The organism is Brevibacterium spongiae (assembly GCF_026168515.1).
Classification (GTDB): domain Bacteria; phylum Actinomycetota; class Actinomycetes; order Actinomycetales; family Brevibacteriaceae; genus Brevibacterium; species Brevibacterium spongiae.
Map to the genome: position 1 here is coordinate 2,206,557 of NZ_CP093443.1, position 15,064 is coordinate 2,221,620.

Genomic DNA, 15,064 nt, shown 5'->3' on the forward strand with positions numbered 1-15,064 from the left:
CCTGTCGAAAAGACGGCGCTGTCCTCTGCGGCCTGGGCGTACCCGAAAGCTTCCCCTCCGGGCTCGTCTGTGAGATCGCTCTCACAGCCGGAGTATCAACTTACACCCTGTGCAACAATTTTTGAAAATGGGGAAAGGAACGAAGTGCGAACCAATTCGTCTCAGCGCTCGGACGGACCCGCTGTGTTCTGCGGTCGGTCCGGCCCTGCTTCCGCCCGCGATTCGGTCCCGGAGGCACCACGAACGTCGGGCCCTGAGGCACCACGGACATCGGCCCCGGACGCACCCCTCACGTCGGGCACGATCGAGATCGCCGAGGTGACCGCTCCGAAGAATCCGAAGCTGTGACGACCGCTGAGGTCGATGCCCGACTCTTCCTCGGCAGCACCGGCCGCATCGGCAGCACCGGCCGCGCTGGCGGATTCCACACCGGCCGCACCGGCCGGTTCCGCGCCGGCGCTCTGCCGAGGGCCGGCGTCCGCGTCGGCCTGCGGGGTCGCAGGAATCTGCTGTGGATGGACGGGCACGCCGGCAGCGTCGATATTGGCCGCGTTGACCTCGAAGGTGTGCTTGCCGCGCCGATGGCGACGCAGCAGCGTGCGGGCGCCATGGGTATAGACGCCAGTCTCCTGGGTGCGATGTCGCAGACGGGAGACGACGATCCAGACGAACCCGACGAGCAGTGTCGCCACCGCCGTCCAGACGTTGAGCGGCAGGCCGAGGAGCAGTCGGGCGGTCTCGGCGGCCGGGGTGCCGATGCGCAGGGCCTCGAGCAGGATCCGGCCGAGTCCGAACAGGACGAGGTAGAGGGCGAAGACCTGCCCATAGCCGAGCCGCAGCCGTTTGGCCACGACGATGAGGACGATGCAGGCCAACAGATTCCACACCGATTCGGCCAGCACCGTGGCAAGTTCGAGTCGTCCGTCGAACCAGTCGCTGAAGGCCCCGGCGACATGGCCGAGGATGAGACCGGGAGCGACGGAGTCGAGCAGCGGCAGAAAGCGGATCCCCTGGTAACGGGTGAGCACCCACACGGAGACCAGTCCGAGGATGAGGGCACCCCAGAAGCTGAAGCCGCCGTCCCAGAGGGCGAGGAGCCGCAAGGGACTGCCGCCGGACCCGAAGTACGTGTCAGGAGCCGAGAGCACATGCCCGATGCGTCCGCCGACGATGGCGGCGGGCACACCGATGACCGTGATCGCCCACAGGTCGCCCTTATGACCGCCGCGGGCACGCCACTGGATGCCCGTCATCCACAGGGCGAGTCCGAGTCCGAGGACGGTGAAGACGAGCCAAGCCGGACTGAAGCTCATGCACACCCTTCGGCGAGCTCTGCGGCGAGACGGCCCAGCCCGGGCACGCCGTCGGCGTCGAGCGCACGGACGAGGGCGGAGCCGACGATGACACCGTCGGCGTATTCGGCGACTTCGGCGGCCTGCTCGCGAGAGGACACGCCGAGTCCGACGCAGGCGCGTTCGGCGCCGGCTTCCTTCAGACGGGCGACGAGGTCGCGGGCATGGGAGTCGACTTCGGAACGGACGCCGGTGACGCCCATCGTCGACGCGGCATAGACGAATCCGCGGGTGCCGGAGACGATCGTCGCGAGCCGTTCGGGCGTCGACGACGGCGCGGCGAGGAAGATGCGGTCGAGGTCGTACTCGTCGGAGGCGGCCAGCCAGTCTCCGGCCTCATCGGGGATGAGATCGGGGGTGATGATTCCGCCGCCGCCGGCCGCATCGAGGTCGCGGGCGAAGTCACGCACACCGTATTGCAGGACGAGGTTCCAGTAGCTCATGACCACTGCGGTGCCGCCGGCGTCGGCGATCGCCTCGACGGCCCTGAATACGTCTTTCGTGCGCACTCCGGCCTCGAGGGCCGCCTCGGCGGCGCGTTGGATGACGGGGCCGTCCATTCCGGGATCGGAGTACGGCACCCCGACCTCGACGATGTCGACGCCGTTGCGGACGAGTTCGACCATGGCCTCGATCGATCCCTCGACGCTGGGAAAGCCGACGGGCAGGTAGCCGATGAGGGCGGCCTTGCGTCCGGCCTCGGCGACGGAATCGAGAGTCGTGCCTGTGCGTGGACCGGAGTGCGTCATACCTGCACCGCCCCTTCATCGATGTAGTCGAACCATTTGGCGGCTGTGGTCATGTCCTTGTCGCCGCGGCCGGAGAGATTGACGAGCAGAACTGCGTCCGGTCCGAGTTCACGACCGACCTTCATCGCTCCTGCCAGGGCGTGAGCGGATTCGATCGCGGGGATGATGCCTTCGGTGCGTGAGAGCAGCCGCATGGCCTCCATCGCCTCGTCGTCGACGATGGGTTCGTAGGTCACCCGCCCCGTGTCGTGGAGGTGTGAGTGTTCGGGACCGACCGAGGGGTAGTCGAGACCGGCCGACACCGAGTGTGAGGCCTGCGTCTGTCCATCGGAGTCCTGGAGGATGTAGGTCGCCGAACCGTGGAGGACACCGGGTCGGCCCCCGGAGAACCGGGCGGCGTGATGACCGGAGTCGATTCCTTCGCCGCCGGCTTCGAAGCCGTAGATCTTCACATCAGCGTCGCCGAGGAACGCTGCGAAGAGACCCATCGCGTTCGATCCTCCGCCGACGCAGGCGCACACGGCGTCCGGCAGCCGTCCGGCCGCCTCGACGATCTGCTCGCGGGCTTCGACGCCGATGACGTTCTGGAACGAGCGGACCATCGCGGGGAACGGGTGGGGGCCGGCCACGGTGCCGATGACGTAGTGGGTTGCCTGCACATTGGCCACCCAGTCGCGCATGGCTTCGTTCATCGCGTCCTTGAGCGTGCGGGTGCCGTTGGTCACGGCGTTGACCGTGGCTCCGAGCAGACGCATGCGAGCGACGTTGAGGGCCTGCCGCTGGGTGTCTTCCTCACCCATGTAGACCTCGCACTCCATGTCGAGCAGGGCCGCTGCGGTCGCGGTCGCGACACCGTGCTGTCCGGCTCCGGTCTCGGCGATGAGGCGGGTCTTGCCCATGCGCTTGGCCAGCAGAGCCTGGGCCAGGGCGTTGTTGATCTTGTGGCTGCCCGTGTGATTGAGGTCCTCGCGTTTGAGGAACACTCGTGCTCCTCCGCAGTGCTGGGCGAACCTGGCGGCCTCGGTCAGCAGTGAGGGGCGGCCGATGTAGCTGCGCTGCAGGTCGAGGAGCTCCTCGGTGAAGGCCGGGTCGACCTGGGATTTGAGCCATGTCTCTTCGATCTCATCGAGGGCGGGGATCAGGGCTTCGGGGATGAACCTGCCTCCGAACGCGCCGAAGTACGGTCCGGTCTCCTGGCTCACATCGGTCATTGCGGTCCTTCTCGATCTCCTCGTGGTCTCGTCCGGTTGGGGCCGGGCTCGTTTCGAGGTCGGGCCTCGACCGGACGATGGCCGAATGGGTGCGGTATTGCCTCATCGTCGGCCACATCAGGCGGCCGACGCGGGCAGGGTTCAGGATGCGGACACTGCGCGGCGCTGACGGCCGATGGCGGTGTACTCCTCGACCGCGGCCTGCGGACGGCCGCCGGTGACGAGGGCTTCGCCGACGAGGACGAGGTCGGCCCCGGCATCGGCGTACTTCGCGACCTCGGTGCCTCCGGCCACGCCGGATTCGGCGACGAGGGTGCAGCCAGCGGGTGCGAGTTCGGCCAAGGGGGCGAATCGGTCCGTATCGACGCTCAGATCTTTGAGGTTGCGGGTGTTGACTCCGATGAGCCGCGCATCGAGTCCGGCCGCGACCTCGAGTTCCTCACGATTGTGGGTCTCGACGAGTGCGGTCATGCCGAGTTCGGCGGCCAGGGCGTGGAAGTCGCGCAGCTGCACCGGGTCGAGGGCGGCGACGATGAGCAGCACGAGGTCTGCTCCATGGGCCCGGGCCTCGTAGAACTGGTACTCGTCGACCATGAAGTCCTTGCGCAGGACCGGGATGTCGACGGCTGCGCGCACCGAGTCGAGATCGGCGAGGCTGCCGTTGAACCGGCGGGCCTCGGTGAGCACGCTGATGGCGTGGGCTCCCCCGGCCGCGTAGAGCCCGGCCAGGGTGCCGGGGTCCGGGATATGGGCGAGGTCGCCGCGCGAGGGCGACTTCCTCTTGACCTCGGCGATGACTCCGAATTCGACGTCGAGGTCGAAGCTGCGGACGGGAGCGGCCGCCTCGGCGCGCGCGATGATCTCATTCAGCGGCACCTCGTTCCGGCGTGTCTGCAGATCCTCGCGCACGCCGGAGACGATGTCGGACAGAACCGTCATTTGCTCTTCGGCTTGTTGCCCAGACCGACTGCGCGCAGGATCATCCCGACGATGAGGCCGAGCACGACGATGCCGATGGCGACGTAGGTGATCGTCGGGTTGTGGATGGTGAAGCCCACACAGCCGACGGTGACGCCGATGAGCATGATGATGACGCCGGTCCAACCCGCCACCGAGTTTCCGTGGCCGGGGTCGGCGATCGCTGCGTAGTCGATCGTGGACTTGTCGAGATCTGAGGCCCCGTTGCGGGCGAGGGACTGCGACATGGTGCTCCTTTGAGTGACTGCGTGGCACGCGTGTGGAATCTTTCCTCCATTGTGTCACGCTTCTTCTGCCGACCGGACACCGACCCGGTCACAAGGTCATTTCGAATCCGGGTCGTCTTCGACGTCCTCACCTCGGGAGAGGGCGTCCCAGGTGGCGGCCGAGTCGAATTCCTCGCCGCCTGCTTCGGCGGAGCGGGCGTAGCGGTTGGAGTTCGTCCATCGCGCCGAGGCGGTCGCGACCCAGAGGATGCCGATGACGCCGATGCCGGCGGCCACGGCGGCGATGATCGGCCAGGAGGTCGCTCCCGGCGATGCGGCGGCGGTGAGGGCGGTGATTCCGTAGCCGATCCCGGCGACCGCGGCGAGCCCGAGCACGACGAAGCGTCCGATCCGGCCGAGCATCGCCGCGAGCAGTCCGGTCACGGCGATGATCGCCACGCAGGCTGTAGCGACGGGTGAGGCCTGCGAAGCCGAATCATCGGTGACGGTGGCCACGCCTGCCGGTCCGAGCGTGTCTGACCCGACTCCGGCCTGCCAGGCAGAGATCGTCAGCGCCCACAGGGCGGCGGCGATGACGAGGACGATGAGGACTCCGCGTGACTTCGACAATGTGAGATCACTCCTGGTTGGCGGTCGCGCCGCACTCTGGGTCCGCTGCTGCAGTGAGCGCGTTCGCGGCAGCAGCGGCCCGCAGCACTGCCGCGGCTTTGTTCTCGGATTCCTGATATTCGGTCTCGGGCACCGAATCGGCGACGAGGCCGCCTCCGGCGTAGACGCTCATCGTGCCCTGCCGGAGCACCCCGGTGCGGATGGCGATCGCGAGGTCGAGGTCGCCGGTGAAGGACAGATAGCCGACCACTCCGCCGTAGATGCCGCGCCCGATGGGTTCGAGTTCGTCGATGATCTGCAGAGCACGGGGCTTCGGCGCGCCCGAGAGGGTGCCGGCGGGAAAGGTCGCACGCAGCACGTCGACGGCGCCGATGTCCGGTCGGAGTTCGCCGCGCACTGTCGATGAGATGTGCATGATGTGGCTGTAGCGGACGATGTCCATGAAGTCGCTGACGTCGATGGTCCCGGCTTCGCAGACCTTCGCGAGGTCGTTGCGGGCGAGGTCGACGAGCATGAGGTGCTCGGCCCGTTCCTTCTCATCGGCCAGCAGCTCGCGGGCCAGAGAGTCATCGGCTTCCGGAGTGGCTCCGCGGGGACGCGAACCGGCGATCGGGTGGGTGACGACCTCTCCGGAGCGGACGGTGACGAGCGCTTCGGGTGAGGACCCGATGATGCTCACCGGCTCTCCCTCGTCGTCGTGGAGGTTGAGCAGGTACATGAACGGGCTCGGGTTCGAATGCCGCAGCATCCGGTACACGCTCAGCGGATCGGCAGCACACGGCGTATCGAAGCGCTGCCCGATGACGACCTGGAAGATCTCGCCGTCGACGATCTCCTGTTTCGCCTGCTCCACCCCATCGAGGTAGACCTGGCGTTCGGTGCGCAGCGTCACCTCGGGGTCGGCCCTGCGGACGTCGATGATGTCGGCCGGGCTGGGGCGGCGCAGGCGGTCGAGCATGGAGGTGATGCGTTCGACTCCGGAGGCGTGCGCCTCGTCGATGCCGGCGTCGGTGCCGTTGACGTTGAAGACGTTGGCCACGAGGGTGACCATGCCCGAATAGTGGTCGTAGACGGCGATGTCGCCGGGGATCATCAGCTGCACCGTCGGCAGGTGGTGCTCGTTGGGACGTGGGGGTCCGAGGCGTTCGAAGCGGCGGATGATGTCCCAGCCGAAGTATCCGACGAAGCTCGAGACCATCGGCGGCAGCTCGGATTCGTCGGCTCCCACGGCGAGCAGTTCGAGCGTGGCGGTCACCGCCTCGAGCACATCGCCTTCGGTGGGGATGCCCAGCGGCGGGGTGCCGGTCCAGTCGAAGCCGTCATCGGTCGAGATCAGGGTGGCCACGGGGGCGGAGCCGATGAAGGAGTACCGGGCCCAGGAGCCTGCGACGGCGGATTCGAAGAGGAAGCTTCCGGGACCGCCGTCGGTGAGTTTGCGGTAGAGGCTCAGCGGGGTCTCGGAGTCGGCGAGGACCTGCGTGTGCACGGGCACGAGACGGTGCTGGGCGCCCAGGGCCCGGAACTGTTCGAGGCTGGGACGGATCGGCAGCCCCTGTGAGCTCGCCGTCGGGTCGGTCGGTTCAGTCGGCACTGATGGTCCTTCCGGTGAAGCAGGTCGGGGTGTTCGTATGGCAGGCGGGCCCGGTCTGGTCGACGAGCAGCAGCAGGGCATCGGCGTCGCAGTCGAGGCTGAGTGAGCGCACGTGCTGGACGTGTCCCGAGGTCTCTCCCTTCACCCAGTATTCCTGTCGGGACCGTGACCAGTAGGTGGCGCGTCGGGTCTCCAGGGTGCGCGAGACCGCCTCGACGTCCATCCAGGCGACCATGAGCACATCCCGGCTCGTGGCCTCCTGGACGATGACGGGCACGAGGCCATCGGAGTTCGGGCGGATGAGTTCGCGCCAGTTCTCCGGTGTGGCGTCGACGTCGCGGCTCATCGGACTTCGATCCCTTCGGCGCGCAGCGCATCCTTGACCTCGGCGATGCTCAGGGTGCCGAAGTGGAAGACGCTTGCGGCCAGCAGGGCGTCGGCTCCCGCGGCCACGGCCGGGGCGAAGTGCTCGACCGCACCGGCCCCGCCCGAGGCGATGAGCGGCACACCGACGGCCGCGCGGGCGGCCGAGATGAGCTCGAGGTCGAAGCCCTCCCTGGTGCCGTCGGCATCGATGGAGTTGAGCAGGATCTCCCCGACCCCGCGATCGGCGGCTTCGCGGATCCACTCGATCGCGCAGCGTCCGGTGCCTTCGCGTCCGCCGCGGGTCGTGACTTCGAAGCCCGAGGCAGTGCTCGCGCCCTGGGTGCGCCGGGCGTCGAGGGAGAGCACGAGGACCTGATTGCCGAAGTGCCGTGAGATCTCGCTGATCAGATTCGGGTTCGCCACTGCAGAGGTGTTCACGGAGACCTTGTCGGCTCCATCGCGCAGCAGGCGGTCGACGTCGTCGACGCTGCGCACTCCCCCGCCGACGGTGAGCGGGATGAAGACCTGTTCGGCGCAGGCGCGCACGACGTCGTGGACGGTCTCGCGGTCACCGCTGCTGGCGGTGACGTCGAGGAAGGTGAGCTCGTCGGCGCCTGAGGCTCCGTAGCGCTTCGCCAGCTCCACGGGGTCCCCTGCGTCCTTGAGATCGGCGAACTTCACGCCTTTGACGACGCGTCCGCCGTCGACGTCCAGACAGGGGATGACTCTGACAGCTGTCATGCAGTTCTCCTAGATTCCCAGGCCCCGATAGCGATCCATCCTGCGGGCCAGTCGACGGCCCGATGGTTCGCGCATCAGCGAAATGAGTTCGAATTCGAGTGTCGCACCGACTCGAGCGACGAAGTCCAGCGGTTCGTCGCTGGCATCGGGATGCTCGGCGATGATCCGATCGACGACACCGGTGGCCTGGAGCATGGGCGCGTGCACGCCCTGGCTCTGTGCCATCTCCGCTGCCCGCTCGGTTGTTCGGTGGACGATCGCCGAGGCGCCTTCGGGCGGCAGCGGCGAGAGCCATCCGTGTTCGGCGCTGAGGACCCGGTCGGTCGGGATCAGCGCGAGTGCGCCACCACCGGACCCTTCGCCGAGGATGACCGACACCGAGGGGGCGTCGAGGTTCGCGAGGTCGGCGAGGCTGCGGGCGATCTCGCCGGCGATGCCGCCTTCTTCGGCTTCCTTCGACAGTGCCGCACCGGGGGTGTCGATGATCGTCACGAGCGGCAGGTGCAGCTCTCCGGCCAAACGCATCCCGCGCCTGGCCTCGCGCAGCGCGGCCGGTCCCAGCGGGGCGCGGGAGTCCTGCCGGAACCGGTCCTGGCCGAGCACGATGCACGGGGCGGAGCCGAACTTCGCCAGGGCCAGCAGCAGGCCCGGGTCCTTTTCGCCTTCGCCTGTGCCGTTGAGCGGCAGCACAGTGTTCGCGGCGGTGCGCAGCAGGTCGCGGACGCCTGGGCGTTCGGGACGCCGGGAGCTCGTGATCGCCGCCCAGGCGTCTGAGTCCGGGTCGACCGTCGCCGGTGCGGTGTCCGGATCGGGGACCCGGGCCGGGACCTCCTTGGCTCCCATGAGCACGTCGAGCACGCGTGAGACGGTGCCGGCGATGCGTTCGGGCCCGATGACGGCGTCGATGATGCCCATTTTGTGCAGATTCTCCCCCGTCTGCACGTTCTCGGGGAACTTCTCACCGTAGATGGCTTCGAACACTCGGGGGCCGAGGAAGCCGATGAGCGATCCGGGTTCGGCCACTGTGACGTGTCCCAGGGAGCCCCAGGAGGCGAAGACACCGCCGGTGGTCGGGTGGCGCAGATAGACGAGATAGGGCAGGCCGGCCTTGCGGTGGGCGACCACGGCGTTCGTGATCTTCACCATCGACAGGAAGGCGATGGTGCCCTCCTGCATCCGGGTTCCCCCGGAGGCCGGTCCCGCGAGCAGGGGCAGTCCTTCGAGGGTGGCCCGTTCGATGGCGTCGACGAGGCGCTCGGCGGCGGCGACGCCGATCGATCCGGCGAGGAACCGGAACTCGCCGGCGATGACCGCCACGCGACGGCCTTCGATGGTGCCTTCACCGGTGATGATGGCTTCGTCGACGCCGGATTTCTCGGCAGCCGCGGCGAGTTCGGCCGCGTAGTCCGCGGAGACTCCGCCCGCAGGCGGGATCGGTGTGGTGTCCCAGGAGACGAAGGAGCCGCCGTCGAGGACGATGTCGACGAGTTCGTGTGCGTTCAGTCGTGGCATCGGCACGCCCCTCAGTTTCCGTCGGCGAGCCACGCCACGATCGACTCGGCGTCCTCGTCGAGCAGCGGAGGTGCATCGTGGGCGGTGCGGGTGGTCTCGACCTCGCCGGAGCTCTCGGCGTCGAAGAAGCGCAGCGGGGGTCCGGGCAGATCGATGTCGCCGAGCACCGGGTGGTCGACGGAGACCTTGAGGCCCTGGCTCAGCGCCTGCTCCCATTGGTAGACCTCGGGCAGGGTGCGCACGGTGCCCGATGGGATTCCCGCCTCGGTGAGCTTGGCGAGCAGATCGGCTGCGTCGAAGGCTGAGAACCGGTCTTCGATGAGTTCGATGACTGCGGGACGGTTCTCCACGCGGGCGGAGTTGTCGGCCATCCCCTCGGTGGCGGGATCGATGTCGAAGGCTGCGCAGAACTTCTGCCACAGGTTCTCATTGCCCACGGAGATCTGCACGGCACCGTCACGGCAGGTGAACAGACCGTAGGGGGACAGCGACGGGTGGTGGTTGCCGCCGGGCTGCGGTTCCTGTCCGGCGACGGTGGCGCGTGTCCCCTGGAAGGCGTGGACGCCGACCATGCCGGCGATGAGCGAGGTGCGAACGACCTTGCCCTTGCCGGTGCGTTCGCGTTCGAGCAGGGCGGCGAGCACTCCGTACGAGCCGTAGATGCCGGCCAGGAGGTCGGCGATCGGCACACCCACACGCTGCATGTCATCGGGTCCGGAACCGGTCAGCGACATGAGTCCGGCTTCGCCCTGGGCGATCTGGTCGTAGCCGGCGCGGGAGGCTTCCGGTCCGTCGTGGCCGAAGCCGGTGATCGAGAGGATGACCAGGCGCGGGTTGATCTCCAGGCATCGGGCCGTGGAGAAGCCGAGCCGGTCGAGGACGCCGGTGCGGAAGTTCTCGATGAGCACATCGGCGCGTTCGATGAGGCCGGTGAGTGTGTCCTTGCCCGTCTCGGATTTGAGGTCGAGGGCGATGGATTCCTTGTTGCGGTTGCAGGAGAAGAAGTAGGTGGCCTGCGGATCGTCCGCGGGCCCGACGAAGGGAGGCCCCCAGGAGCGTGAGTCGTCGCCCTTGCCGGGGTTCTCGACCTTGATGACTCGTGCACCGAGGTCGCCGAACATCATTCCCGCATGCGGTCCCGCCAGGGCGCGTGAGAGATCGATGACGGTGTAGCCGGTCAGCGGTCCCGTGGCGGTCTCCGGTGTCTCGTTCGCCATTCCTAATCCTCCTTGAAGTGGGTGCTTCTGCTGATGAGCATACGCAATCGTGCGACCTCCTCTTGGGCGCGGGGCCCGTCGGCATGCTGGATCGCCATCACCGCGCACGTGGTGCCGTCGGTGAGGTCGAGCAGCGGCCAGGGATCGTCGCCGACGGGTGAGAAACTCACGCCGAGGATCTGCCCCCAGTCGAAGTGCCGGGTGCGCACCATGTTCTTGACCACGAGTCCGGTCTCGCTGGGTCGGGCCTGGATGTCCGCGATGCGCAGCAGGGCGGCTCCGAAGAGAATGCCCAACAGGTTCATCCATACCATGTCGAGCACGGTCCAGGGTTCCCAGTCCACGACGAGCAGAGCCACGGACAGGACGGCGAAGCCCAGGGTCACGGCGATGGCGCCGACGATGCCGATGACGCGCACCTGTCGGGGCCGGAAGACGCGCAGATCAGATTCGGCAGGCGCCAATGTTCGTCACCAGAATCGCTCGGGCACCGACGCCGTAGAGCCGGTCCATCACGTTGTTGACTTCCTTCGCCTCGACCATGACGCGCACTGCCACCCAGCCGGTCTCCTGCAGCGGTGAGACGGTCGGAGATTCGAGTCCCGGGGTCAGCGAGATCGCTTCGGGAACGAGGCGCTCTTCGATGTTGTAGTCGACGAGCACGTACTGCCGGGCGACCATCACGGATTCGAGGCGGCGTTTGAGCACCTCGATGCGCTCTGCGGCGCCGGCACGCTGGATGAGCACGCCTTCGGATTCGAGCAGCGGCTCACCGAAGGTCTCCAGTCCTGCCGCCCGCAGCGTCGATCCTGTCTCGACGACGTCGGCGATGGCGTCGGCGACGCCGAGCTGGATCGAGACTTCGATGGCGCCGTCGAGCTGCACCGTCGTCGCGTCGATTCCGCGCTTGGCGAGGTCGGCGTCGACGAGGTTCGGGAAGCTCGTGGCGATGCGTGCCCCGGCCAGCTGCTCCGGGGAGGTGAAGCTGCCGACGGTGCCGGCGTAGAAGAAGCGGGAGGCTCCGAATCCGAGTCCGAGGACCTCGTCGGCTTCGGCCTTCGACTCCAGCAGCAGGTCACGACCGGTGATGCCGGCGTCGAGGATGCCGGAGCCGACGTAGACGGCAATGTCGCGGGGACGCAGGTAGAAGAATTCGACCCCGTTGACCTCGTCCTGATGGACGAGTGTCTTGGTTCCGCGTCGAGTGGAGTATCCGGCCTCGCTGAGCATGTCGGAGGCGGCTTCGGACAGTGCGCCCTTGTTGGGCACGGCTACACGCAGCATGGGGTCCCTTTGGAGTTCGATGTGATCGGTCGGAGTTCGCGGGGGAGCGTCTCAGAGGTGGGTGTTGACGTCGTCGAGGGTGAGTCCCTTGGCGATCATCATCACCTGCACGTGGTAGAGCAGCTGTGAGATCTCCTCGGCGAGCTCGTCCTTCGATTCGTATTCGGCGGCCATCCACACCTCGGCGGCCTCTTCCACGACCTTCTTGCCGATCGCATGGACTCCGGCGTCGAGTTCGGCCACGGTCTTCGAACCGGCCGGTCGATCGATGGATTTCTGCTGGAGTTCGGCGTAGAGAGTCTCAAAGGTCTTCACCCGACCAGCCTAATGCATGGCTGCGGGGTGGAGCATGCGGGGTCTCATGGCCACGGGTCAGTCCTCGGGGTCGCGGCCGATGTCGGTGGCCGGTCGGTGCGGTGCCGAGATCGTCTGCTTCGAGCGTTTCGCCCAGTCGATGAGGCCGACGACGACCATGACGAGGAAGAAGAGGTAGACGGCTCCGGAGAAGACGAGCCCTCCGGCCACGGCCAGGGGGATGCCCACGAGGTCGACGGCCAGCCAGACGAACCAGAATTCGACGATGGCGCGACCTTGGGCGTACATGGCCACGACCGAGCCGATGAAGATATAGGCATCGGGGTACGGGTTCCAGGACCATCCGCCCTGCGCGAGCACCCACCCGAAGGCAGCGGTGCCGATGAGCAGGGCCGCGAGCAGCAGTCCGCGCTCCTTCCAGCTCGCCCACCGGACGACGACCTCGCCGGAGGTCTGCTGGGACTTCCTCCACTGGGTCCATCCCCAGACCGCTGCGACGATGATGACGACCTGGCGGGAGGCGTTGCCGCCGAGGCCGGCTGACACGCTCGCGGAGAACAGCAGGATCGAGCCGAGGATCTGCACCGGCCAGGACAGGATGTTGCGGCGCAGTGCGAGCACCACAGTGGCCAGTGCGCAGAGATTGCCGAACAGATCGGAGAAGGGCACGGGCTTGCCCAGCAATTCGAATGCGGGGGTGTTCAGCCAGTCGAACAGGTCCATCGGCGACTCTTCTGCAGTCAGGGGCCGTGTGGTGCGCGGCCCGGTTCGGTCAGTGGGTGTGGGCGGCGGCCAGGGTGCGCAGTTCGCTGATCGCCGCGGCCGCGTCCTCGGCTCCGTAGACGGCGGAGCCGGCCACGAGGACGTCGGCGCCGGCGTCGACGACGCGGTCGATCGTCGACGCCGAGACTCCCCCGTCGACCTGCAGACGGATCTCGAGTCCGGAGGCCGAGATCGCCTCACGCGTGCGGCGGATCTTCGGCAGGCACACATCGAGGAACTTCTGGCCGCCGAATCCGGGTTCGACGGTCATGATGAGGATCTGGTCGAATTCGCCGAGGAGGTCGATGAAGGGCTCGATCGGGGTCGCGGGCTTGAGTGCGAGGCTGGCTTTGGCACCGAGCTTGCGCAGTTCCCTGGCCAGCCGTACGGGAGCGGCGGCCGCCTCGGCGTGGAAGGTCACCGAGGCGCACCCGATCTCTGCGTACACAGGTGCGTTGCGATCGGCGTCGGCGATCATCAGGTGGGCGTCGAGCGGGATCGGGGAGATCGCCTGGATCCGTTCGACGACGGGAGGGCCGAAGGTGAGGTTGGGGACGAAATGGTTGTCCATGACGTCGATATGAGCCATGTCCGCGGTGCTGATCTTCTCCAGTTCACCGCGCAGATCGGAGAAGTCCGAGGACAGGATGGAGGGATTGATGTCGATTGCCATGGGTCATTTCGCCTTTCGCAGGAGGGCCAGGAACATTCCGTCGGTGTTGTGCACATGGGGCCACAGCTGTGCGAAGCGGCCCTGACCCCGGGTGACCGAGGCGAACGATTCCGCCTCGGCGCCGGTGATCTCCGCGAGCACGGCCGGGGCGTCGAGGATCTCGACGTCGTCACGCCCGGACTTCGCGCGTCGCCGCAGGACGTCGTCGACGATGAGCACTGTTTCGGCGAAGTGAGGTGAGCATGTCGAATACGCCACCACTCCCCCGGGCGCGCACGCGTCGAGTGCGGAGTCGAGCAGCTCGCTCTGCAGTCCTGACAGGGCAGTGATGTCCGAGGGCTGCCTGCGGTAGCGGGCTTCGGGGCGCCTGCGCAGAGCGCCGAGCCCGGAGCAGGGCACGTCGACGAGCACCTTGGCATACGGGCCGCGGGCCTGACGTCCGTCGCGGACTTCGGCGGTGACGTTCTCGAGTGCCTGAGTGGAGTCGCGGACGAGTTCGACACGGTGTTCGCTGGAGTCGAAGGCCTCAAGCCTCGTGCCGTCACCGGCGGCGACCGAGGCGAGGACGGCAGCCTTGCCGCCGGGTCCGGCACACAGATCGGCCCAGATTCCTGCCGGGGCGTCGACTGCGGCCAGTGCGAGGGCCACCAGCGCCGAGCCCTCGTCCTGGACGCGGGCTCGCCCGTCGGCCACGGCCGGCACATCGCGGGGCACGGCAGTGTCCAAGGTCACGCCGATCGGTGAGAGTTCGGTGGCCTCGCCGGGCAGTTCGGAGCGATCGATGAGTCCGGGCAATGCACTGACACCGACCTTCGCGGGAACGTTGTCCGCGGCGAGCAGAGCCTCGAGTTCACCCGCTTCCCGTTCGTGGCCTTTCAGTGCCTGGGTCAATGCCCGGACGATCCATTCGGGGTGGGAGTGTGCGATCGCCAGACGTGTCGTGTCCGCGCTGTCCGCGGTGACCCGAGCCAGCCACTCGTCGTCCGTGGCCTCGGAGATGCGGCGCAGCACTGCGTTGACGAAGCCGGCGGTCTTCTGCGCCGAGCGTTTGACCACGGCGACGGTCTCTGACAGGGCCGCATGGTCGGGTACGCGCATCGACAGCAGCTGGTGGGCGCCGAGGCGCATCGCGGCCAGGGGCTCGGGATCGATGGCGTCGATCGACCGGGAGGAGGCGATCTCGATGACGGCGTCGTAGAACTTCTGGCGCCGCAGCGCACCGTAGGTCAGCTCGGTGGTGAAGGCGGCGTCCTGAGCGGCCATGTGGGTGCGAGCGAGCTTCGCCGGCAGGAGCAGGTTCGCATACGCGTCCTTCGTCGCCACGTCGAGCAGCACTTCCCAGGCGATGCGACGGGGCAGATTCTTTCCGCTGCGCTCGTCTCGTGGGGCTCTGCGCTCGTCCCGTCGTGGGGCTCTGCGGTCGCCGCGACGGCGTCCGTCCGGGGCCCCGTTGGTGCCTGATGACTCGGCCATGGCT

At 67.6% G+C, this 15,064-nt stretch carries 17 protein-coding genes; all 17 read right to left on the reverse strand.

The window, feature by feature from the left end; translation table 11 throughout:
* Positions 1-161 precede the first annotated feature (161 nt).
* Positions 162-1,313 (reverse strand): prolipoprotein diacylglyceryl transferase, encoded by a 1,152-nt coding sequence (locus L1F31_RS10025; protein WP_265417160.1) that lies wholly within the window; start codon positions 1,311-1,313, stop codon positions 162-164.
* Positions 1,310-2,101 (reverse strand): tryptophan synthase subunit alpha, encoded by a 792-nt coding sequence (gene trpA / locus L1F31_RS10030; RefSeq protein WP_265417161.1) that lies wholly within the window; start codon positions 2,099-2,101, stop codon positions 1,310-1,312. Before trpA ends, L1F31_RS10025 begins: the two co-directional genes overlap by 4 nt.
* Complete coding sequence (trpB, locus tag L1F31_RS10035; protein ID WP_265417162.1) at positions 2,098-3,312, reverse strand: tryptophan synthase subunit beta; 1,215 nt, start codon at positions 3,310-3,312, stop codon at positions 2,098-2,100. The genes trpA and trpB overlap by 4 nt, the downstream gene beginning before the upstream one ends.
* Positions 3,313-3,453: 141 nt before the next feature.
* Positions 3,454-4,251 carry an indole-3-glycerol phosphate synthase TrpC gene (trpC, locus tag L1F31_RS10040; protein ID WP_265417163.1) on the reverse strand — a complete coding sequence of 266 codons (798 nt, stop codon included), beginning with the start codon at positions 4,249-4,251 and terminating at the stop codon, positions 3,454-3,456.
* Entirely contained in the window at positions 4,248-4,517 is a 270-nt protein-coding gene (locus L1F31_RS10045) for an HGxxPAAW family protein (protein WP_265417164.1), read from the reverse strand. The genes trpC and L1F31_RS10045 overlap by 4 nt, the downstream gene beginning before the upstream one ends.
* A gap of 96 nt (positions 4,518-4,613) precedes the next feature.
* Positions 4,614-5,126, reverse strand: coding sequence for a Trp biosynthesis-associated membrane protein (locus tag L1F31_RS10050; protein WP_265417165.1), 513 nt, complete (start codon positions 5,124-5,126; stop codon positions 4,614-4,616).
* 7 nt (positions 5,127-5,133) lie between these two features.
* Positions 5,134-6,798, reverse strand: a complete 1,665-nt coding sequence (trpE, locus tag L1F31_RS10055; protein ID WP_429860921.1) for an anthranilate synthase component I — start codon at positions 6,796-6,798, stop codon at positions 5,134-5,136.
* A complete protein-coding gene (hisI, locus tag L1F31_RS10060; protein ID WP_265417167.1) occupies positions 6,707-7,063 on the reverse strand; it encodes a phosphoribosyl-AMP cyclohydrolase in 357 nt (118 codons plus the stop codon). Before hisI ends, trpE begins: the two co-directional genes overlap by 92 nt.
* Positions 7,060-7,824, reverse strand: a complete 765-nt coding sequence (hisF, locus tag L1F31_RS10065) for an imidazole glycerol phosphate synthase subunit HisF (protein ID WP_265417168.1) — start codon at positions 7,822-7,824, stop codon at positions 7,060-7,062. The genes hisI and hisF overlap by 4 nt, the downstream gene beginning before the upstream one ends.
* A gap of 9 nt (positions 7,825-7,833) precedes the next feature.
* Positions 7,834-9,336, reverse strand: a complete 1,503-nt coding sequence (locus tag L1F31_RS10070; protein ID WP_265417169.1) for a carboxyl transferase domain-containing protein — start codon at positions 9,334-9,336, stop codon at positions 7,834-7,836.
* An 11-nt stretch (positions 9,337-9,347) separates the two neighbouring features.
* Positions 9,348-10,553 (reverse strand): CaiB/BaiF CoA transferase family protein, encoded by a 1,206-nt coding sequence (locus tag L1F31_RS10075; RefSeq protein ID WP_265417170.1) that lies wholly within the window; start codon positions 10,551-10,553, stop codon positions 9,348-9,350.
* 2 nt (positions 10,554-10,555) lie between these two features.
* Positions 10,556-11,017: a PH domain-containing protein gene (locus tag L1F31_RS10080; RefSeq protein WP_265417171.1), complete on the reverse strand. Its 462-nt coding sequence runs from the start codon at positions 11,015-11,017 to the stop codon at positions 10,556-10,558.
* Entirely contained in the window at positions 10,998-11,837 is an 840-nt protein-coding gene (hisG, locus tag L1F31_RS10085; protein WP_265417172.1) for an ATP phosphoribosyltransferase, read from the reverse strand. Before hisG ends, L1F31_RS10080 begins: the two co-directional genes overlap by 20 nt.
* Before the next feature lie 51 nt (positions 11,838-11,888).
* On the reverse strand, positions 11,889-12,152 hold the full coding sequence (locus L1F31_RS10090; RefSeq protein WP_265417173.1) for a phosphoribosyl-ATP diphosphatase: 264 nt from the start codon (positions 12,150-12,152) through the stop codon (positions 11,889-11,891).
* Between the two features lie 57 nt (positions 12,153-12,209).
* Entirely contained in the window at positions 12,210-12,875 is a 666-nt protein-coding gene (locus tag L1F31_RS10095) for a nicotinamide mononucleotide transporter family protein (protein WP_265417174.1), read from the reverse strand.
* A 49-nt stretch (positions 12,876-12,924) separates the two neighbouring features.
* Positions 12,925-13,587 carry a ribulose-phosphate 3-epimerase gene (rpe, locus tag L1F31_RS10100; protein WP_265417175.1) on the reverse strand — a complete coding sequence of 221 codons (663 nt, stop codon included), beginning with the start codon at positions 13,585-13,587 and terminating at the stop codon, positions 12,925-12,927.
* A 3-nt stretch (positions 13,588-13,590) separates the two neighbouring features.
* On the reverse strand, positions 13,591-15,060 hold the full coding sequence (locus L1F31_RS10105) for an RsmB/NOP family class I SAM-dependent RNA methyltransferase (RefSeq protein WP_265417176.1): 1,470 nt from the start codon (positions 15,058-15,060) through the stop codon (positions 13,591-13,593).
* Between the last annotated feature and the right edge of the window lie 4 nt (positions 15,061-15,064).